The 19,436-nt window shown below is 67.1% G+C and carries 21 protein-coding genes and 4 tRNA genes; 18 read left to right on the top strand and 7 right to left on the bottom strand.

Annotated elements, in window-relative coordinates:
- Positions 1 to 18 precede the first annotated feature (18 nt).
- Positions 19 to 825 carry an amidohydrolase gene (locus tag ACE026_RS12355; protein WP_486039234.1) on the bottom strand — a complete coding sequence of 269 codons (807 nt, stop codon included), beginning with the start codon at positions 823 to 825 and terminating at the stop codon, positions 19 to 21.
- 17 nt (positions 826 to 842) lie between these two features.
- Positions 843 to 1,991: a pyridoxal phosphate-dependent aminotransferase gene (locus tag ACE026_RS12350; RefSeq protein WP_486039226.1), complete on the bottom strand. Its 1,149-nt coding sequence runs from the start codon at positions 1,989 to 1,991 to the stop codon at positions 843 to 845.
- Positions 1,992 to 2,093: 102 nt separating this feature from the next.
- Here ACE026_RS12350 and ccmA point away from each other — a divergent pair, with 102 nt between their 5' ends.
- The 11 genes from ccmA (at position 2,094) to ACE026_RS12295 (ending at position 10,748) form a co-directional block, all read left to right on the top strand.
- Entirely contained in the window at positions 2,094 to 2,723 is a 630-nt protein-coding gene (gene ccmA, locus ACE026_RS12345; protein WP_486039225.1) for a heme ABC exporter ATP-binding protein CcmA, read from the top strand.
- Positions 2,720 to 3,415 (top strand): heme exporter protein CcmB, encoded by a 696-nt coding sequence (ccmB, locus tag ACE026_RS12340; RefSeq protein WP_313210382.1) that lies wholly within the window; start codon positions 2,720 to 2,722, stop codon positions 3,413 to 3,415. Before ccmA ends, ccmB begins: the two co-directional genes overlap by 4 nt.
- Positions 3,416 to 3,538: 123 nt before the next feature.
- Complete coding sequence (ccmC, locus tag ACE026_RS12335; protein ID WP_486039224.1) at positions 3,539 to 4,303, top strand: heme ABC transporter permease CcmC; 765 nt, start codon at positions 3,539 to 3,541, stop codon at positions 4,301 to 4,303.
- Entirely contained in the window at positions 4,300 to 4,485 is a 186-nt protein-coding gene (gene ccmD / locus ACE026_RS12330) for a heme exporter protein CcmD (protein ID WP_486039223.1), read from the top strand. Before ccmC ends, ccmD begins: the two co-directional genes overlap by 4 nt.
- On the top strand, positions 4,482 to 4,943 hold the full coding sequence (ccmE, locus tag ACE026_RS12325) for a cytochrome c maturation protein CcmE (RefSeq protein WP_121038127.1): 462 nt from the start codon (positions 4,482 to 4,484) through the stop codon (positions 4,941 to 4,943). Before ccmD ends, ccmE begins: the two co-directional genes overlap by 4 nt.
- The gene (locus ACE026_RS12320; RefSeq protein WP_486039222.1) at positions 4,944 to 6,857 is read left to right on the top strand and encodes a heme lyase CcmF/NrfE family subunit; all 1,914 of its coding nucleotides are present in this window, start codon (positions 4,944 to 4,946) and stop codon (positions 6,855 to 6,857) included.
- Positions 6,858 to 6,866: 9 nt separating this feature from the next.
- Entirely contained in the window at positions 6,867 to 7,478 is a 612-nt protein-coding gene (locus ACE026_RS12315) for a DsbE family thiol:disulfide interchange protein (RefSeq protein ID WP_123730741.1), read from the top strand.
- A gap of 4 nt (positions 7,479 to 7,482) precedes the next feature.
- Entirely contained in the window at positions 7,483 to 7,929 is a 447-nt protein-coding gene (locus tag ACE026_RS12310) for a cytochrome c-type biogenesis protein (RefSeq protein WP_486039221.1), read from the top strand.
- Positions 7,923 to 8,939 carry a tetratricopeptide repeat protein gene (locus tag ACE026_RS12305; protein ID WP_486039233.1) on the top strand — a complete coding sequence of 339 codons (1,017 nt, stop codon included), beginning with the start codon at positions 7,923 to 7,925 and terminating at the stop codon, positions 8,937 to 8,939. The genes ACE026_RS12310 and ACE026_RS12305 overlap by 7 nt, the downstream gene beginning before the upstream one ends.
- A gap of 73 nt (positions 8,940 to 9,012) precedes the next feature.
- Complete coding sequence (gene metX / locus ACE026_RS12300; protein WP_486039220.1) at positions 9,013 to 10,125, top strand: homoserine O-acetyltransferase MetX; 1,113 nt, start codon at positions 9,013 to 9,015, stop codon at positions 10,123 to 10,125.
- Positions 10,126 to 10,133: 8 nt separating this feature from the next.
- Positions 10,134 to 10,748 (top strand): DUF1294 domain-containing protein, encoded by a 615-nt coding sequence (locus ACE026_RS12295; RefSeq protein ID WP_486039219.1) that lies wholly within the window; start codon positions 10,134 to 10,136, stop codon positions 10,746 to 10,748.
- Positions 10,749 to 10,800: 52 nt separating this feature from the next.
- Here the strand turns inward: ACE026_RS12295 and cydC are convergent, their stop codons facing one another.
- Together cydC and cydD are read right to left on the bottom strand one after the other, a co-directional pair.
- The gene (gene cydC, locus ACE026_RS12290; RefSeq protein WP_486039218.1) at positions 10,801 to 12,474 is read right to left on the bottom strand and encodes a thiol reductant ABC exporter subunit CydC; all 1,674 of its coding nucleotides are present in this window, start codon (positions 12,472 to 12,474) and stop codon (positions 10,801 to 10,803) included.
- Entirely contained in the window at positions 12,471 to 14,201 is a 1,731-nt protein-coding gene (cydD, locus tag ACE026_RS12285) for a thiol reductant ABC exporter subunit CydD (RefSeq protein ID WP_486039217.1), read from the bottom strand. The genes cydC and cydD overlap by 4 nt, the downstream gene beginning before the upstream one ends.
- A gap of 226 nt (positions 14,202 to 14,427) precedes the next feature.
- On the opposite strand from cydD, the gene ACE026_RS12280 reads away from it, so the two are divergent.
- The 7 genes from ACE026_RS12280 (at position 14,428) to ACE026_RS12250 (ending at position 18,104) form a co-directional block, all read left to right on the top strand.
- Complete coding sequence (locus ACE026_RS12280; RefSeq protein WP_486039216.1) at positions 14,428 to 16,017, top strand: cytochrome ubiquinol oxidase subunit I; 1,590 nt, start codon at positions 14,428 to 14,430, stop codon at positions 16,015 to 16,017.
- A gap of 15 nt (positions 16,018 to 16,032) precedes the next feature.
- On the top strand, positions 16,033 to 17,187 hold the full coding sequence (cydB, locus tag ACE026_RS12275; RefSeq protein WP_121038151.1) for a cytochrome d ubiquinol oxidase subunit II: 1,155 nt from the start codon (positions 16,033 to 16,035) through the stop codon (positions 17,185 to 17,187).
- A gap of 30 nt (positions 17,188 to 17,217) precedes the next feature.
- On the top strand, positions 17,218 to 17,331 hold the full coding sequence (gene cydX, locus ACE026_RS12270; RefSeq protein ID WP_019182852.1) for a cytochrome bd-I oxidase subunit CydX: 114 nt from the start codon (positions 17,218 to 17,220) through the stop codon (positions 17,329 to 17,331).
- A gap of 48 nt (positions 17,332 to 17,379) precedes the next feature.
- A tRNA-Pro gene (locus ACE026_RS12265) sits at positions 17,380 to 17,456 on the top strand.
- Positions 17,457 to 17,595: 139 nt separating this feature from the next.
- Positions 17,596 to 17,672: transfer RNA gene (locus tag ACE026_RS12260), tRNA-Pro, on the top strand.
- A 139-nt stretch (positions 17,673 to 17,811) separates the two neighbouring features.
- Positions 17,812 to 17,888, top strand: a tRNA-Pro gene (locus tag ACE026_RS12255).
- A gap of 139 nt (positions 17,889 to 18,027) precedes the next feature.
- Positions 18,028 to 18,104: transfer RNA gene (locus ACE026_RS12250), tRNA-Pro, on the top strand.
- Positions 18,105 to 18,134: 30 nt separating this feature from the next.
- Here ACE026_RS12250 and ACE026_RS12245 read toward each other — a convergent pair.
- The 3 genes from ACE026_RS12245 to ACE026_RS12235 are packed head-to-tail and all read right to left on the bottom strand — an operon-like array spanning position 18,135 to position 19,344.
- Complete coding sequence (locus ACE026_RS12245) at positions 18,135 to 18,533, bottom strand: hypothetical protein (RefSeq protein WP_486039215.1); 399 nt, start codon at positions 18,531 to 18,533, stop codon at positions 18,135 to 18,137.
- Complete coding sequence (locus tag ACE026_RS12240) at positions 18,530 to 18,952, bottom strand: hypothetical protein (RefSeq protein ID WP_486039214.1); 423 nt, start codon at positions 18,950 to 18,952, stop codon at positions 18,530 to 18,532. Before ACE026_RS12240 ends, ACE026_RS12245 begins: the two co-directional genes overlap by 4 nt.
- Before the next feature lie 5 nt (positions 18,953 to 18,957).
- A complete protein-coding gene (locus ACE026_RS12235) occupies positions 18,958 to 19,344 on the bottom strand; it encodes a hypothetical protein (protein WP_121038154.1) in 387 nt (128 codons plus the stop codon).
- Positions 19,345 to 19,436: the final 92 nt, after the last annotated feature.

Genomic DNA, 19,436 nt, shown 5'->3' with positions numbered 1-19,436 from the left:
CCCCCCCCCCCCGCGCCGTCAGCTACGCTCCTGAAGAGTGAAGCTGTCCGCATCGAGCATCGCCGGGAAGCGCGCGCGGTGCGCGGCCAGGGCCGCCGCGGAAATCGTGGTGGTGACCACCTGCTCGCGCTCGCGCACCTCCACCTGCGGCTGGCCGAGGAAATCGATCACGGCACTGTCGCCGGCGTAATGCAGTTCGTTGCCGTCCACACCGATCCGGTTCACCGCCGCCACATAGCAGAGGTTCTCGATCGCACGCGCGCGCAGCAGCGTCTTCCAGGCATAGGCGCGGGCCGATGGCCAGTTGGCCACGAAAATCTGCAGATCGAAATCCAGCTGATCGGCGCGCTCGACGTTGTAGCGGTTGCGGCAGAACACCGGGAAACGCAGGTCGTAGCAGACCTGCGGATTGATCCGCCAGCCTTTCCATTCCACGCACAGGCGCTCGCTGCCGGCGGCATAGCGCTCGTGCTCGCCGCCGTAACGGAACAGGTGGCGCTTGTCGTAGTACTGCAGCCCGCCCTCCGGTGTGGCCCACAGCAAGCGGTTGTAGACGCCTTCGCCCACCCGCAGCTGCACGCTGCCGGTGACTGCCGCGCCCAGCCGCACCGCCTGCTCGCGGATCCAGGCGACGGTGGGGCCGTCCATGCCCTCGGCCTTGTCGATGGCATCGTTGGAGAAGCCACTGGTGAAGGTCTCCGGCAGGATCACCAGATCGGTCTGCCCGGCCAGCGGCGCCAGCAGTGCACCGTAATGCGCGCGGTTGCCCGCCGGGTCGTGCCAGCGGGTGTCGCCCTGGATCAGGGAAATACGCAGGTCCTGCAGCTCGGCCACGGCGCCCATCACAGTGCCCGCAGGCGTTCGATCGCCGCGTCCATCGTGGCGTCGTTCTTGGCAAAGCACAGGCGGACCAGGCGCTGGCCGGCCGGGGCGGTCTCATAGAACGGCGACAGCGGGATCGCCGCCACGCCCTTGTCGATGGTCAGCCATTTCACGAATTCGTGGTCCGGCAGATCGCTGACGGCCGAGTAATCCACCAGCTGGAAGTAGCCTCCCGGCACCGGCAGCGGTGTCAGGCGCGTGGTCAGCAGCTGCTCGCGGAAGCGGTCGCGCTTGGCCTGGTAGAACGCGCCCAGGTCCAGATGGTGCTCGGGCTCATCGCGGATCATCGCGGCGAAGCCGTACTGGGCCGGGCCGAAGCTGGTGAAGGTGTTGTACTGATGCACCTTGCGGAACTCGGCGGTCATCGCCGGCGGCGCGATGGCATAACCGATCTTCCAGCCGGTGCAGTGGTAGGTCTTGCCGAAGCTGGAAATCACGAACGCGCGCTCGCGCAGTTCCGGATGACGCAACGAGGATTCGTGGCGACGGCCGTCGTAGATGATGTGCTCGTACACCTCATCGGAAATCAGGTAGATGTCGGTGCCGCGCAACACATCGGCCAGCGCCTGCATGTCCTCGGCGCTGAGCATCGCGCCGGACGGGTTGTGCGGCGTATTGACCATCAGCAGGCGGGTGCGCGGGGTGATCGCGGCACGCACGCGGTCCCAGTCGACCGCGAAGGTCTGCGGGTCCAGCGGCACGTGCACGGCACGCGCACCGGCCAGATCGATCGCCGGCTCGTAACAGTCGTAAGCCGGGTCGAGCACGATCACTTCCTCGCCGGGACGGACCACGGCGTGGATGGCGTTGAAGATCGCCTCGGTGGCACCGCTGGTGACGGTGATCTCGGTCTCCGGATCCACCTGGGCGCCGTACAGATCCCGCGACTTCTGCGCGATGGCCTGGCGCAGCGGCGCCACGCCGGTCATCGGCGGGTACTGATTCAGACCGCCCTGCATCGCGGCGATGGTTTCATCGATCAGCCGCTGCGGTGCGGAGAAATCCGGGAACCCCTGGCCAAGGTTGACCGCGCCGTGTTCGGCGGCGAGCTGGGACATCACGGTGAAGATGGTGGTGCCCACCTTGGGCAGCTTGGTTTGCGGTTGCATCGGCAGCAGGGAAAGAACCGGGGGAACTCCCAGTGTACGCAAATCATCCCGCCCGTTCCCCCGATACAATGGCGGCCCATTCCGGTGCAAAGATCCCGCCCCTTGAACGCCCCTCCGTTGCTGGCCGCGCATGGCCTTGGCTTCAGTCGCAACGACGAACCCGTCTTCGGCCCGCTGGATCTGCACGTGGATGCCGGCGAAGCCCTGCTGGTGCAGGGCGACAATGGCGCCGGCAAAACCACCCTGCTGCGGGTGCTGGCCGGCCTGCTGCGCGCCGGTAGCGGCCAGATCGAGATCGATGGCAAGCGCGCGGGGCACAAGGAGCGCGCGAACTATGTGGCCTACCTGAGCCACCTGCCCGCACTGAAGCCGGACCTGGACACGCTGGAGAACCTGCATTTCCTGTGTGGCCTGCATGGCCGCCGCGCCCGCCAGATGCCCGGCAACGCGCTGGCGATCGTCGGCCTGGCCGGCTATGAGGACACCTTGGTGCGGCAGCTGTCGGCCGGGCAGAAGCGACGCCTGGCGCTGGCCCGCATCTGGCTCTCGCCCGCGCCGCTGTGGCTGCTTGACGAGCCGTATGCCAATCTCGATCTGGACGGCATCAACCTGGTGAACCGCATGATTTCCGCGCACCTGCGCAGCGGCGGTGCCGCCCTGGTCACCACCCACGGCGCGTATGCCGCGCCACCGGTGCGCACGCGCCTGCTGACCCTGGGAGCGGCGGCATGATCGCGCCGGGTACCGAACCGGGTCTATGGCAGACCGCGCGGGCGCTGGTCGCCCGCGATATGCGCCTGCTCTGGCGCCGCCGCGGCGATGCGCTGCAGCCCTTGCTGTTCGCGTTGCTGGTGGTGGTGCTGTTCGCATTGGCACTGGGCCGCGATCCGGAGGCCATGGCACGCGTGGCCGCGGCCGTGATGTGGCTGGCGGTGCTGCTGGCCGGCCAGCTGGCCCTGGATTCGCTGTTCCGCAGCGATGCCGAAGATGGCTCGCTGGAGCAATGGTTGCTGGCCCCCGTCCCGCTGGCCTGGCTGGTGCTGGTGCGGGTACTGGTGCACTGGGTCACCACCGCCCTGCCGCTGATCGTGATGTCGCCGCTGCTGGCGGAAATGCTGCATCTGCCGCATGACCAGCTGCCGATGTTGCTGGCATCGTTGCTGCTGGGAACGCCGCTGCTGAGCCTGATCGGCGGGGTGGTCGCCGCACTGACGGTCGGCATCCGGCGCTCTGGTATTCTCGTGGCGCTGTTGGCCTTGCCGCTGTATGTGCCGGTACTGGTGTTCGGCGCGGGCAGTGTGGCGGCGGTCGCCCGCGGCCAGGACCCGATCGGCGCGCTGCTGATGCTGGGCGCCGGGCTGGTGGTGGCGCTGGTGCTGGCTCCGCTGGCGACGGCCGCGGCGATCCGCATCTCGCTGAGTTGAGCGGTATGGCGTACTGTCGGTGGCGTGCGCTGCGTTGTGAGCGTCACCTGCCTCCGCGTCATCCGTTGCCGAGCCACTCCACGTCCGTTCCATCGTCACCCTTCGTTGGATAGCCACTGCCGCATGCACCCGATCGTCCGCTGGTTCCACCAACTCGGTTCGCCGCCCACCTTCGACCGCTTTGCCGCGCGCTGGTCGCGGGTGTTCTACCTGGCGGCGGTGCCGGTGCTGCTGGTCGGCATCTGGCAGGCGCTGGCCGTGGTGCCGGCCGATTCCAAGCAGCTGGACAGCTTCCGCATTCTCTATATTCACGTGCCGAGCGCATGGATGAGCCTGTTCGTGTTCGCGCTGATGGCGCTGTACGCAGCGATAGCGCTGATCTGGCGGATCAAGACCTGCGAAATCCTGGCGATGGCCTGTGCCCCGCTCGGCGCCGGCTTCACCCTGATCACCCTGCTCACCGGCAGCATCTGGGGCAAGCCGACCTGGGGCACCTGGTGGGACTGGGACCCGCGCATGACCACCGAGCTGATCCTGCTGTTCCTGTATCTGGGCGTGATCGGCCTGTACCACGCCATCGAGGACCGACGCAGCGCCGCGCGCGCAGCGGGCCTGCTGGCCATCGTCGGGGTGAGCCTGCTGCCGGTGATCCGCTATTCCGTGGAATGGTGGGGCAGCCTGCACCAGGGCCAGACCATCCGCCTGTTCGGCGAGTCCACGCTGGATGCCAGCATGGCGCTGCCGCTGTGGCTGATGGTGATCGGCACCAAGCTGTGGTTCGCCGGCTCGCTGCTGGCCAAGGCCCGCGCCGACAACCTGCTGCGCGAGGCCGGCAAGGCCTGGGTCGCCGCTGGCACCCGTGCCCCACTGGAGGACAGCCGCCCATGACCCACTTGCCCTATGTAATTGCCGCCTACGCGGTGTTCGTGCTGGTGCTGGGCAGCGATGCCATCGGTTCCTGGCTGCGCCTGCGCTGGGCGCGCCAACTGGCCGCGCGCCGCCAGCAGCGCCAGCAGGCCCGCACCGCCGCAGGCAGCACACCGCCGCTGGCACCGGAGCTGACCCGATGAATCCGGTCCGGCGTCGCCGCCTGCTCTGGGTGATGCTGCTGGTGCTCGCCTCCGGCCTGGCAACCGCGCTGGTCGCGATGGCCCTGCAGCGCAATATTGCCTATCTGTACACCCCCTCCGAAGTGCTGCGCGGCGATGCCGGCGATCACGCCCGGTTCCGCTTGGGCGGCATGGTGGTCAAAGGCTCGCTGCAGCGCGCCCCCGGTTCGCTGGATGCGCACTTCGTGGTCACCGATGGTGACGCGACGCTGCCGGTGATCACCTCGCGGATCCTCCCGGACCTGTTCGCCGAGGGCACCGCCGTGGTCGCCACCGGCCGCCTGCAGGACGGCCGTTTCGTTGCCGAAGAAGTGCTGGCCAAGCACGACGAGACCTACATGCCCAAGGAAGTGGCCGACAAGATGGGTCAGGCACATATCAAGCACGACGTGCCCGTGCCGGCGCCGGAGACGTACTGAGTGCTGCCGGAACTGGGGCAGATCCTGCTGGTCACCGCACTGTTGATGGCCGTGCTGCAGACCGTGCTGCCGCTGTGGGGCGCCCATCGCAGCCGCGCCACGTGGATGGCGGTGGCGCGACCGGCCGCCTACGCGCAGCTGGCGCTGCTGCTGGGTGCGTTCGGCGTGCTGACAGCGGCGTTCGTCACCCAGGATTTCTCGGTGCGCTATGTGGCCGAGAACTCCAACTCGCTGCTGCCACTGGCCTACCGTTATTCGGCGGTGTGGGGCGCGCATGAAGGCTCGCTGCTGTTGTGGGCGCTGGTGCTGGCACTGTGGTGCGGAGCTGTGGCGCTGTGGTCCAAGCGCCTGCCAGCCGAGGTGTCCGCCCGCGTGCTGGGTGTGCTTGGCATCATCAGCATCGGCTTCCTCGCCTTCCTGATCTTCACCTCCAACCCGTTCGCGCGGCTGCTCCCGGCGCCGCTGGAAGGGCGCGACCTCAATCCGCTGCTGCAGGATCCCGGGCTGATCATCCACCCGCCGATGCTGTACATCGGGTACGTGGGCTTCGCGGTGCCGTTCGCGTTTGCGATCGCGGCGCTGCTGGAAGGGCGCGTGGATGCGCGCTGGCTGCGCTGGACCCGGCCGTGGACCAATGTGGCCTGGGGCTTTCTGACCATCGGCATCGCGCTCGGTAGCTGGTGGGCATATTACGAACTGGGCTGGGGCGGCTGGTGGTTCTGGGATCCGGTCGAGAACGCCAGCTTCATGCCGTGGCTGGCCGGGGCGGCGTTGATCCATTCGCAGGCCGTCACTGAAAAACGCGGCAGCTTCGCCAGCTGGACGCTGCTGCTGGCCATTGCCGCGTTCGCACTGTCGCTGCTCGGCACCTTCCTGGTGCGCTCGGGCGTGCTGACCAGCGTGCATTCGTTCGCGGCCGATCCTTCGCGCGGCACCTTCATCCTGGTTTTCCTGGCGCTGGTGATCGGTGGCGCGCTGCTGCTCTACGCGCTGCGGGCCGGCGCGCTGACCAGCGAGGATCCGCGCCGCGGCTTCCTGCCGACCTCGCGCGAGACCCTGCTGCTGGCCAACAACCTGCTGCTCGCCGCCGCCTGCGGCATGGTCCTGCTCGGCACGCTGTATCCGCTGCTGGCCGATGCCTTGGGCCTGGGCAAGGTCTCGGTCGGGCCGCCCTACTTCGGCACCCTGTTCGTGGTGTTGATGGCGCCGCTGGTGGCGCTGCTGCCGTTCGGGCCGCTGGTCAACTGGCAGCGTGACCAGGCCTCGCGCCGCTTGGCGATGCTGGCACCGTGGGCCGGGTTGGCGCTGCTGCTGGGCGTGATCGCGTACTTCATGGCGCCGCAGGGCGCGTTGAAGACAGCCGCGGGCGTCACCGGCGCGGCCTGGGTCGCGTTCGGTACCGCGCGTTTCGTCTGGACCCGCCTGCGCGGCAACGGGAAGTTCACTGCCGAGATGGTCGGCATGCTGCTGGCCCATGGCGGCGTGGCCGTGTTCCTGGCCGGCGCGCTGCTGGTGGAAGCGTTGAACGTGCAGCGCGAAGTCGCGCTCGCCCCCGGGCAGTCGCTGGTGGTGGGCAGCTATGAAGTGCGCTTTGAAGGCGTGGACCATCAGCAAGGCCCCAACTACGTTGCCGATCGCGGCCACCTGCGCGTGCTCCAGCACGACCGCGAACTGGCCCTGCTGCATCCGGAAAAGCGCCTGTACGCCAGTGGCGGGCAGGTGATGACCGAGGCCGGCATCCACGCCCGCCTCAACGGCGATGTTTACGTGGCACTCGGCGAATCGCTGGGCAACAATGCATGGGCCGTGCGCGTGCATATCAAACCGTTCGTCCGCTGGATCTGGCTGGGCGCGCTGCTGATGGCACTGGGTGGCTTCGTCACCGCCGCCGATCGTCGTTTCCGTCGTCCCTAGGAGTTTCCCGTGTCTGATCCCCGCCCTGCCTCCCGCCCGCTGCCGCCCGTAGCCATCGTCATCGGGGTGCTGTTCTTCTTCGGGCTGCTGGGGCTGATGATCTACGGGGTGATGAAATCCGGCGCGCCGGACCGCGATGTCCTGCCCTCGGCACTGATCGGCAAGCCGGCACCGGCCTTCGAACTGCCGGTGCTGCACGATCCGCACATCAAGGTCAGTAGCACTGAACTGCGCGGCGCCCCCTACGTGCTCAACGTATGGGGCAGCTGGTGCGCGGCCTGTCGCGATGAACATCCGATCCTGACCAGATTCGCCGAAACCAAGCGCGTGCGCGTGATCGGCTACAACTGGAAGGACGAGCCGGCCGATGCCCTGCGCTGGCTGGAACAGCTGGGCAATCCGTTCGTGCTGGTGCTGAGCGACATCGAAGGCCGCACCGCGATCGACTGGGGCGTCACCGCTGCGCCGGAGACCTTCCTGGTCGACGCCAGTGGCGTGGTGCGCTGGAAGTACAGCGGCGCACTCAGCCAGCGCGTGATCGATACACAGCTGATTCCGGAACTGGAAAAGGTGGAGCGTGCCCATGCCAATGCCCAGCCGCAGCTGCCCGCCTCGCCGTAACCGGATGCTCCGCCAGGTCGGCGTGGCATTGATCGCGCTGTCGCTGGCCCTGGCCTCGCCGGTGATGGCGCAGGCTGTCTCCGACCCGACCCCGTTGCAGTACCGCGATGCCGCCGAGGAAGCCCGCTTCCATGCGCTGGCCGCCGAGCTGCGCTGCGTGCAGTGCCAGAACCAGTCACTGGCCGATTCCAATGCGCAGATCGCACATGACCTGCGCCGCGAGGTGCTGGTGCTGATGCAGCAGGGCAACAGCGATGCGCAGATCAAGCAGTTCCTGGTCGACCGCTATGGCGAGTTCGTGCTGTACCGGCCACCGATGGAGGCACGCAATGCGCTGCTCTGGTTCGGGCCGCCGGTGGCGCTGCTGATTGGCGCAGGCGTGCTGATCTGGGTGGTGCGCCGGCGCAGCCGCGGGATCCAACCGATGGACAAGAGCGAGGAGCGCTGGTGAGCCTTTGGATGGCCCTGAGTGCCGCGGTGGTCGCAGCGGCCGTTGCTGCACGCGTACTGTGGCCGCTGCGTGCGAGCGGCCAACACCGCCCCTTTGTGATCGCCATGCTGGCCCTTGGGTTGGCCGGTGGCACGCTGTACCTGCTGGTCGGCACGCCGGATGCCGCCGAGCGGACGGCGGCCAGTAACGAACCCGCCACACTGGAAGATGGCGTGCAGGCGCTGGAACAGGCGCTGGCCAAGGATCCACAACGCGCCGATGGCTGGGCCCTGCTCGGCCGCTCGCAGCTGGCGCTGGGCAAGCTGGCCGAGGCCACCGCCGCCTTCGACCGCGCGGTGCAACTCGCCCCGGACGACCCCGGCGTGCTGGTCGAAGCAGCGCAGGCGCGCGCGCAGGCGGCACCGGGCAAACAATTCGATGACCAGGCCCTGCAATGGTTGCGTCACGCCAACACACTCGCGCCGGAGAGTGAGCGCGCCGGCTGGCTGATCGGCATTGCCCTGCGCCAGCGCGGGCAGGACGCCGAAGCGGCGGCCGCCTGGGAAGCGCTGCTGCCACGCCTGGAGCCGGGTGCGGCGCGTGCGCTGCGCGAGCAGATCGCCATCGCCCGCGGCAATGCCGGGCTGCCGCCCATGACCGAAACCTCTGCCCCTGCGGCGGCGGGCAACCACGCCCTCACGGTGCAGGTCCGGTTCGCACCCGGAACCACATTGGATCCCGCGTTGGCCAACGCGACCGTGTTCGTGATCGCGCGCGCACCCGATGGCCCGCCGATGCCGATCGCGGTGCAGAAGCATCCGGCCAGCCAGGTGCCGCTGCTGGTTACCCTTGGCGATGGCGACAGCCCGATGCCGACCAGCACGCTCTCGCAGGTGCAGGAGGTTGAGGTCATTGCGCGGCTGTCGCGTTCGGGCCAGGCCAACCGCCAGCCGGACGATCTGGAAACCACGCCGGTACGGGTGCGTCTGCCGCATGCCGGGCCGGTGCCACTGGTGTTTGATCGCCCATGACCGATGCGCGGCCGCGACGCAGCGTGCCGCTCACCACTACGGCGCCATCGCGGCGCCCGGCTAAACTGCGCGCATGACTGAATTCATTCCCCCCGGCACCCGTTATCACGCCCTGCCCTCGCCGTTCGCGTTCAAGCGCGGCGGTGAACTACGCGGTGCGCACGTTGCCTACGAAACCTGGGGCACGCTCGCTGCCGATGCCGGCAATGCGGTGTTGATCGTCACCGGGCTCTCGCCCGATGCGCATGCCGCTGCCAACGCCGACAACCCGGCCGCCGGCTGGTGGGAGGCGATGGTTGGCCCGGGCAAGCCGATCGATACCGACCGCTGGTTCGTGATCTGCGTGAACTCGCTGGGCAGCTGCAAGGGCTCCACCGGTCCGGCCAGTATCGATCCGGCGACGGGCGAACTGTATGGCCTGCGCTTCCCCGAACTATCCATCGAAGATGGTGCGCGGGCGGCGGTGGAGGTGGTGCGCGCCTTGGGCGTGACGGAGCTGGCCTGCGTGATCGGCAACTCGATGGGCGGGATGACCGCATTGGCGCTCCTGATGCTGCACCCGGGCATTGCGCGCAGCCATATCAACATTTCCGGCAGTGCCCAGGCACTGCCGTTCTCGATCGCGATCCGCTCGCTGCAACGCGAGGCGATCCGGCTCGATCCGCAGTGGAATGGCGGTCGCTACACCGACCAGGCCTATCCGGAATCGGGCATGCGCATGGCGCGCAAGCTCGGCGTGATCACCTACCGCTCCGCACTGGAATGGGATGGCCGCTTCGGCCGCGTACGGCTGGATTCGGACCAGGCCGATGACGATCCGTTCGGCCTGGAGTTCCAGGTCGAAAGCTATCTGGAAGGCCATGCCCGCCGTTTCGTGCGCTTCTTCGATCCCAACTGCTATCTGTACCTGAGCCGCTCGATGGACTGGTTCGACCTGGCCGAATATGCCGACGGCGACGTGATGGCCGGGCTGGCCCGCATCCAAGTGGGCAAGGCACTGGCGATCGGCGCCAACACCGACATCCTGTTCCCGGTGCAGCAGCAACAGCAGATCGCCGACGGCCTGCGCGCCGGCGGTGCGGATGCGCAGTTCATCGGGCTGGATTCGCCGCAGGGGCACGATGCGTTCCTGGTGGATTTCGCACGGTTCGGGCCGGCGGTCAGCGGCTTCCTGTCCTCGCTCTGAGTTTACCCATGCGCCTTCAAGGAAAGATCAGCGAGTGGAACGACGCGCGCGGGTTCGGCTTCGTACAGCCTAATGGCGGTGGCGAGCGATGCTTCGTGCATATCCGCGCCTTCGCTGCACGTGATCGCCGCCCGGTGCTGGGCGATGTGATCACCTATGACGTGCAGACCGATGCACAGGGAGGCCGCAATGCGGTGGCGGTGCGGTTCGCGCTGTCTCGGGATGGTGGTCGTCCTGCTGCACGCACTGCTGTGCGTGGTGCGGGGCCGGATCGACTGCCGCGCACCGCCATCGCACTGGTGTTCCTCGCAGGCCTCATTGCCGTGGCGATGTGGCAGCACTGGCCGATGTGGGTACCGGGTGTGTACCTGGGCCTGAGCGTGGTGACGTTTGCCTGGTACTGGCATGACAAATCCGCCGCCCAGAATGATCGCCAGCGCACACCGGAAAGCACGCTGCAGGGCCTGGCCCTGCTCGGCGGCTGGCCGGGTGCGTTGATGGCGCAGGCCGTGTTGCGCCACAAGAACCGCAAAGCCTCCTTCCAGCGAGTGTTCTGGGTGGCGGTAGTGATCAACATCGTGGCGCTGGGCTGGTTGATCCGCGACGGCAGGTTCTTCGGGTAGATACACGCCATGCGTGGATGCTGTGCACGTAGTGTGCGGATCGCCCTCGCCGCTACCCTTCCAACCGTCCATCCCGCAAACGATAGCTCCGATGCACGATGCCCTCCGGCAGTTCGTCATGGGTGATCATCAACAGACTGCGATTGCCCAGCGCCGCCACCATGTCCTGCAGCAATGCATGCGCGGTATCCACATCCAGGCCTTCAGTGGGCTCATCCAGTAACAGGATCGGTGCGTCACGCAGCAGCGCGCGCGCCAGCGCCAGGCGCCGTGCCTGCCCGGCTGACATGGTCGCGCCGTTCTCGCCCACCCACGCCGCCAACCCACCGATCTGCTCGGCCCACGCGTGCAGACGGACCTCCGCCAGTACCTGCCACAATCGTTCATCGCTGGCCTGTGCATCGCCGAGCCGCAGGTTGTCCGCCACGGTGCCAGCGAACACCGGCGCGTTCTGCGGCAGCCAGGCGATCTGACGGTGCCAGTCGGCCTGCGCGAAACTGCGGATATCGGCATCGCCGTAACGCACGCTGCCGGCCTCCGGATCCCATAGTCGCAGCAGCAGCGAGGACAGCGTGGTCTTGCCACTGCCGCTGTCACCGCGGATCGCGATCCGTTCGCCCGGCGCGAGCTGCAGCTGCACACGGTCCAGCAGCACCCGCGCCTGGCCGGGCCAGCGGAACACCACCTGATCGAACTGCAGCGTCACGGGCACCGACGGCACGGCCACCGGCGTGTCTGCTTCCACCACACCCGGCGTCTGATCCACGATGGCCTCCAGCCGCACCGCGGCGACGCGGCCGGACAACCACGATTGCCAGGCCAGCCCGATCCCGGCCCACAGCTCCAGCAGTGCGACGGTCAGAAATACCAGTGCGGCCGCCAGCGCGGCATCCACACGGCCACGCTCGAACGCATGCAGGGCCAGCCACAGCATCGCCACCAAGCCACCCGCGCCACACAGACCGTGCAGTGCGTTGCCACTGATCAAGCGCCAGCGACGACGCTTGTCACGCGACTTCAGCTGTTTGGCTGCCACCAGCACGCGCTGGTTCCAATGCTCGCGCGCCTGCAGCGCAGCAAGATCGGCCGCGCCTTCCAGCCCTTCGAAGGATTGGGTACGCAGCTGCGCACGGTGCAGCGCGCGGTCGCGTTCCTGGTAGGCGGCGCCACGTACGGTCAGCCACGGCACGCCCACCCCGATCAGCAGGGCGAGCACCGCCAGCAGCCCGGCCGCCGGCAGATAGATGATGCCGGCAGACACCACCGCGACCAGCGAGATGCCACCGAGCGCCAGCAGCGGGCCGATCGCGCGCACCAGCAGACCGTCGACCTCGCCGATATCGGACATCAGCCGCGCCAGCAGTTCACCCGTGCGTACACCGGCCAGACGCGCCGGTGCCAGCGGCAGCGCGCGACGGAAGAACCACACGCGCAGATCGCGTGCGATGCGCAGGGTGACATCGTGGCCGACCAGCTTTTCGAAATAGCGCGACACGATGCGTGCCATGGTCAGCCCGCGGATGCCCGCCGAGGGCGAGAAGAAGTTGAAGCCGCTACCGAGCCCGGCCGCACCGGCCAGGGCGGCAGCGGTGAGGAACCCACCGGACAGCCCGAGCAAGGCGGTACCGGCCAGCATCGTCGTCCACAGCAGCAGCACGGTCAGCAGCAGGCGGCCGCGGTGCCGGGCGAACACGCCCTTCAGCGAATCGATGTGTGCGGCCTTCATGGCGTGACCTCCGAGGCCAGGCGCGCGCCGCCGGCGGTCAAGGTCAGGCGGGTGTCTGCCCAGCGCATCGCGGTCTCGCTGTGGGTGGCGATCACCACGCTGCGCCCACGCGCGAACGCGGCCAGAGTGCGCAGCAGATCGGCTTCGGTGTCCGGATCGAGGAAGGCGGTCGGCTCATCGAGCAGCAGCAGTTGCGGATCGCGCAGCAACAGCCGCGCCAGGCCGATGCGGCGCGCTTCGCCACCGGACAAACCGAAGCCGCGCTCACCGATCACCGTGTCCAGCCCCTGTGGGAGTGCGGCGGCAAACCGCATTACCTGGGCGGCCTCGGCCACGGCGCGCAGGTGCGCATCGGTCGCGCCGGGTGCGGCCAGGCGCAGGTTGTCGGCGATCGTGCCGTGGAACAGATACGGGCGCTGCCCGGCGTAGCCCACGTCCAATCCGGGGCGCAGCACGATGCTGCCTTCGCGCGGTGGCAACCAGCCGGCCAGCGCTTCCAGCAACGTGCTCTTGCCACTGCCGCTGGGGCCGACCAGCGCCACGCGCTGCCCCGGCTCGATCTGGAACGAGAGCTGCTGCACCACATCGTGATGCGCACCCAGTGGTCGCAGGCTCACCCCGCGTACCACCACCGGCGGCGCGTGCTGTTCCAGCAGTTCCGGAGCACGTGCTGTGGCCGGCGATGCGTCCTCGGCCAAGGGTGCGTCCGGCAACTCGCCAAGCAGACGCTCCACTTCGGCCGCCGCGGCCAGGGCGTTGGCGCGATCGTGGTAATGCGCGGCCAAGCGCCGCAGCGGTGCATAGAACTCCGGTGCCAGCAGCAGGCAGAACATGCCCACGCCCAGCGTCGGCACGTGCGCGTGCAGCGACATCAGGCCCAGATAGCTCAGGCCCAGATACAGCGCGACCATCGCCACGCTCACCGACGCGAAGAACTCCAGCACCGTGGAGGAGAGGAAGGCGATCCGCAGCACTTTCAAGGTGCGCTCGCGCACGCCTTCTGCCGCTGTGGCCACACCGTCCAGTTCGGCCTCGCCTCGCCCGTACAGGCGCAGCAGGCCGAGCCCCTTGATGCGATCGGCAAAGTGGCCGCTCATCCGCGCCAGTTCGCCCAGCTGCGCACGGCCGGCGGCTTCAGCGCCCCAACCGACCAGCATCATGAAGAACGGCACCAGCGGCGCGGTGAACAGCAAGATCAGCGCGATCACCCAATCGGTCCAGGCCACGGCGATGGCGATCAGCAGCGGAACCACCACCACTTCGATGCGGACCGGCTGATAGCCAGAGTAATAGTTCTCAATCGCATCGGCGTGGGCGAGCATCAGTTCGCCCAGCTCACCGGTGCGCTGTTGGCGCAGCCACAGGGGCCCGCGCCCGAGCAGCCGCTGATAAACCCGTTCACGCAGCGCCAGCCGCGCCGCATCGGCGACATCACCGGCCGCCGCCTGGGTCGCACTGCCCAACAGGGTGCGGATGCCCAGCACCGCCAGCAACCCCAGCAGCACGGGCGTAGCGTCGGCCAGTGGCCGGTGATCGACCAGCACCGCCTGGATCAACCAGGCGATGGCCGCCGCCTGCCCGATCAGCAGGGCGCCGGACAGGCAGATGCAGATCGCCGCCAGGCGCTGCCTGCCGCGGGCGGCCGCTGCCAGCCCACCCAGCCAGTGCAGGCGACGGCGGCGCAGGGCGGTTGTCTCAACAATGGACGCGTCGGGGGGTATGCTCAAAACAAGTCACTGGCGGCCACAGGGAGGTTCCGTCGATTGTAGTAGGTGCTGGCCCCGCCCCCGTGCGGCCAGCGGTCGCAGGGGCGGGATGCATACGATCCCTGCGCAGGTCTGTTTGTACATTGATCTGAATCAAGGCTGTTTGAAGTTGCTGGTCACAGAATTCACCCCGTAGCCCCCCCTTCCCGCCACCTGAAACGGCAAAACCCAACGAGGTAGCCAGGCCATGATTGATCAGACAGTCGTAGAACTGTCGCGGCTGCAATTCGCTCTGACCGCGATGTACCACTTCCTTTTCGTTCCCCTCACGCTTGGCCTGTCCTTCATGGTGGCCATCATGGAGAGCGTCTACGTCATGACCCGCAAACAGGTCTGGCGGCAGATGACGCTGTTCTGGGGCACGCTGTTCGGCATCAACTTCGCCATCGGCGTCGCCACCGGCATCGTGATGGAATTCCAGTTCGGCATGAACTGGTCGTATTACAGCCACTACGTCGGTGACATCTTCGGCGCACCGCTGGCGATCGAAGGCCTGATGGCGTTCTTCCTGGAAGCGACCTTCATCGGTCTGTTCTTCTTCGGCTGGAAGCGCCTGAGCCCGGTCAAGCACCTCACCGTGACCTGGCTGATGGCCCTGGGCACCAACCTGTCGGCGGTGTGGATCCTGATCGCCAACGGCTGGATGCAGAACCCGACCGGCGCGATCTTCAACCCGGAAACGATGCGCATGGAGGTGGTGGATTTCGCCGCCGTGCTGTTCAACCCGGTGGCGCAGGCCAAGTTCGTGCATACGGTCAGTGCCGGTTACGTGACCGGTGCGGTGTTCGTGATGTCGATCAGCGCCCTGTTCCTGCTGCGCAACAAGCACAAGGACATGGCACGCCGTTCCTTCGCGGTGGCGGCCGCCTTCGGCCTGCTGTCCTCGCTGTCGGTGGTGGTGCTGGGTGATGAAAGCGGCTATGCCGCCAGCGAACACCAGAAAATGAAGCTGGCCGCGATCGAAGCGATGTGGGAAACCGAGCGTGCGCCGGCCGACTTCACCGCCTTCGGCATTCCCAACCAGGCCACCCAGCAGAACGATTACGCGATCAAGATCCCGTACCTGATGGGCCTGATCGCCACCCGTTCGCTGGACCAGCCGATCCCGGGCATCCTGGAGCTGGTGGGGCGCGCCGAGAACCGCATCCGCGGTGGCCAGCTGGCCTACGGTGCACTGGAACGCGTGCGCAAGGACAAGAGCGACGTTGAAGCGCGCGAGATGTTCGACCGCCATTGGCAGGATCTGGGCCACGGCCTGCTGCTCAAGCGCTACCGCGAGGACATCCTCAACGCCACCCCGGAAGAAATCTCCAAGGCCGCGATGGATACCGTGCCGCGGGTCGCCCCGCTGTTCTGGACCTTCCGCATCATGGCCGGGCTGGGCTTCTACCTGATCGCCTTCTTCGCGCTGGCCTTCTACTACTCGTGCCGCCACAACTTCCAGGACAAGCGCTGGTTCCTCAAGCTTGCCCTGTGGTCGCTGCCGGCGCCGTGGATCGCGATCGAATGCGGTTGGTTCGTGGCCGAATACGGTCGCCAGCCGTGGGCGGTGGACGGCGTGCTGCCGACCTTCTACGCCGCCTCGGGCCTGGCCCTGCATGAAATCCTGACCACGCTGGCGGTATTCACCGCGCTGTACACGGTGCTGCTGGTCATCGAAGTGAAGCTGATGCTCAAGGCGATCCGCAAGGGCCCGGACGACATCCTGCCGTCGCTGCAGGCTGCAGCCACGTCCCTTTCCCCCAATGCCGCTGCGCCGACCCACGGTCGGGCGTAAGGCAGGAGAACCCAGATGGAATTCATTGGACTCGATTACACCACGCTCCGCGTGATCTGGTGGCTGCTGCTCGGCATCCTGCTGATCGCCTGGGCGGTGATGGACGGTTTCGACCTCGGCGTCGGCACCTTGCTGCCGTTCGTGGCCAGGACCGATGACGAACGCCGGCTGGTGATCAACACCGTCGGCCCGGTGTGGGAAGGCAACCAGGTGTGGCTTGTGCTCGGTGGCGGCGCGATCTTCGCCGCTTGGCCGCCGCTGTACGCGGTCAGCTTCTCCGGCTTCTACCTGGCGGTGTTCCTGATGCTGTTCGGGCTGATCCTGCGCCCGGTCGCCTTCAAGTACCGCAGCAAGATGCCCGGCAAGCGCTGGCGCGAGAACTGGGACCGTGCGCTGTTCGTCGGCGGCCTGCTGCCGGCGCTGATCGCCGGCGTGGCGGTGGGGAACGTGCTGGTCGGCGTGCCGTTCCACTTCGATGACAGCATGCGCATCTTCTACACCGGCACCCTGATCGGCCTGCTCAACCCGTTCGCGCTGGTGGCCGGTCTGGTCAGCGTGGCGATGGTGGTCTCGCACGGTGCCGCGATGCTGGTGCTCAAGACCGATGGCCCGGTGGCCGAGCGCTCGGCCCGCTACGGCAGCGTCGCGGCAGTGCTGACCTTCGTGCTGTTCGCCCTGGCCGGCGTCTGGGTGGCCTTTGGCCTGCCCGGCTACCAGATCACCTCGCAGGTGGTCACCGATGGCCCGACCAACCCGCTGCTCAAGACCGCTGCCGTCGGTGCGGTGGCCGGTGGCTGGCTGCGCAACTACCAGAGCATGCCGCTGACCCTGCTGGCCCCGATCCTCGGGCTGGTGGGTGCGCTGGCCAGCGCGGTGCTGCTGCGGGCCCGCCGTGGTGGCCTGGCCTTCCTGGCCTCGGGGGCCTCGATCGCCGGCATCATCCTGACCGTCGGCTTTGCGATCTTCCCGTTCCTGCTGCCCTCCTCCAGCCAGCCGGGCTCCAGCCTGACCGTCTGGGACAGCTCCTCCAGCCACCTGACCCTGGGGATCATGCTGATCGCCACGGCCATCTTCCTGCCGATCATCATCGCCTACACCTCCTGGGTCTACCGCGTGATGAAGGGCAAGACCACGGCCGAAGAGATGGGCGACAACCCCAACGCTTACTGACGCGCCCCACGGCGCCATAGGAGACTTACCATGTGGTACTTCGCTTGGATTCTGGGTGCAGGGCTGGCTTCGGTCGTGGCCATTCTCAACGGCATGTGGTTCGAAGCCCGCGAGCAGAGCCGTACGGATCACGAAGAAGGCTAAAAAAAGGTTGCCGATCGGGTCTTCACACCGTATCCTTGTCGGCTCCTTCGGGGTGTAGCTCAGTCTGGTAGAGCGCTACGTTCGGGACGTAGAGGTCGCAGGTTCGAATCCTGTCTCCCCGACCACTTCGGTGGTCGTATTGAAGCCTGGGAACACGTTTCCAGGCTTCTTTATCAAGGGCCGTGGCAACACGGCACCGAAGGTGAAAAACGCGATCCCCCCTTGCCGCCGACCGGCGGGATCGATACAATAGGCGGCTCCTTACGGGGTGTAGCTCAGTCTGGTAGAGCGCTACGTTCGGGACGTAGAGGTCGCAGGTTCGAATCCTGTCTCCCCGACCACTTCGGTGGTCGTATTGAAGCCTGGGAACACGTTTCCAGGCTTCTTTATCAAGGGCCGTGGCAACACGGCACCGAAGGTGAAAAACGCGATCCCCCCTTGCCGCCGACCGGCGGGATCGATACAATAGGCGGCTCCTTACGGGGTGTAGCTCAGTCTGGTAGAGCGCTACGTTCGGGACGTAGAGGTCGCAGGTTCGAATCCTGTCTCCCCGACCACTTCGGTGGTCGTATTGAAGCCTGGGAACACGTTTCCAGGCTTCTTTATCAAGGGCCGTGGCAACACGGCACCGAAGGTGAAAAACGCGATCCCCCCTTGCCGCCGACCGGCGGGATCGATACAATAGGCGGCTCCTTACGGGGTGTAGCTCAGTCTGGTAGAGCGCTACGTTCGGGACGTAGAGGTCGCAGGTTCGAATCCTGTCTCCCCGACCATTTGATGGTCACAATCAAGCCTGGAAGACATCACTGTCCTCTGGGTTTTTTTGTGCCTGGCGATTGGCAGGCCGGGTAGCGGCTGCGGATTTCCCCTTCGCAACTGCCGGTGTAGCGGTAGCCTTGGCCGAGCATGCAGTGCTGCAGATCATCGAACGTGCGGCCCAGCGCCTGCTGGATCACCGCCGCGCTGGCCCCCTCCGGCGTGGAGACGTGGTAACCGCCATTGGCGGCCCCGCCACAATCGCGCCAATCGGCATCGCGGGCCGTGCCACCGTTGCCTGGCTTCTCCCAAGTATCCCGCGGTGGCATGAGGGTGCGGCCGACCGATGGATCGCCATTCATCCACATGCCGCCCATGCCGCAGGCGCCGAGGCTGGCGGCCAGGCACAGGGCAGTGACGACGCGGCGGATGGGACGGGGTTTCATGGCGATTCGCACGCCGGGTAGCGGCGCGGAATGTCGCCTTCGCAGCGACCGGTGTAGCGGTAGCCCTTCCCCAGCATGCACCGTTGTGCCGCGTAGAGCTTGTCGCGTGAAAGATGGGCGGTTTCCTCACCCGTGGCACCTTGCCGGTCTGAGGAGATGTTCCCACTGCGTTGGCCGCCGCAGGCCTGCCAGTCCGTATCACGCACCAGGGCACCTGCGTCCGGCCTGCTCCAGTCGTGGCCCGGCGGCACCAGCTGCCGGGTTGCGGCAGGGTTTCCATTCATCCACATCCCACCTGCACCACAGGCGGTCAGCCCGAACAGCATGCCGAGTACCACCGTCGCACGACCGGTGTGCCGTTTGGCGGGATGCTTGCGACAGATGAACCCCCTACGGACGAACAGCAGTGTCATGCGCATCGTATTCACTCCACCGGAAACCCACGACGCACGAACTCGAACCCCTCGCCGGCCATGCATGCATCATGGAGCTGGCCCAGCCGAGCGGCGATCTCTTTGCGCCGCTTCTTCTGTGCCGAGGTACGTTCGGCATGCCAGATCTTCGTGATCACGGCGCTCTCCTTGAGAAGCCCAACGTACTCGTCGGTGTTGCGCAGGTGCTGGCTGCATTGCTGCCGGGCCAGGTCCGCGTCGGCCTTGCTCGCCCCCGCCTTGCGCCAGTACTGCCGCGTCGGCATGACACGAACGGAACCCGCCGGAACAGGCCCCATGTCCGTCACCGCCACCTGCCCCGGTACAGCGGGAGTGCTGGCACAGCCTGCAACCGCGAAAAGTACGATCGCCATCAGCATCGATATACCTCTGACCCTCCGGCTCGCGCGAGGGTGCTCATGCGCCGTCCGCCGATCCCAGGGATCAGGTGCAGCGGCGAGCGCACCTCCAC

This window comes from Stenotrophomonas sp. AGC87, from assembly GCF_057333975.1.
Note: the sequence above shows the minus strand (reverse complement) of the source record. Positions and strands in the feature narration are given on the sequence as shown.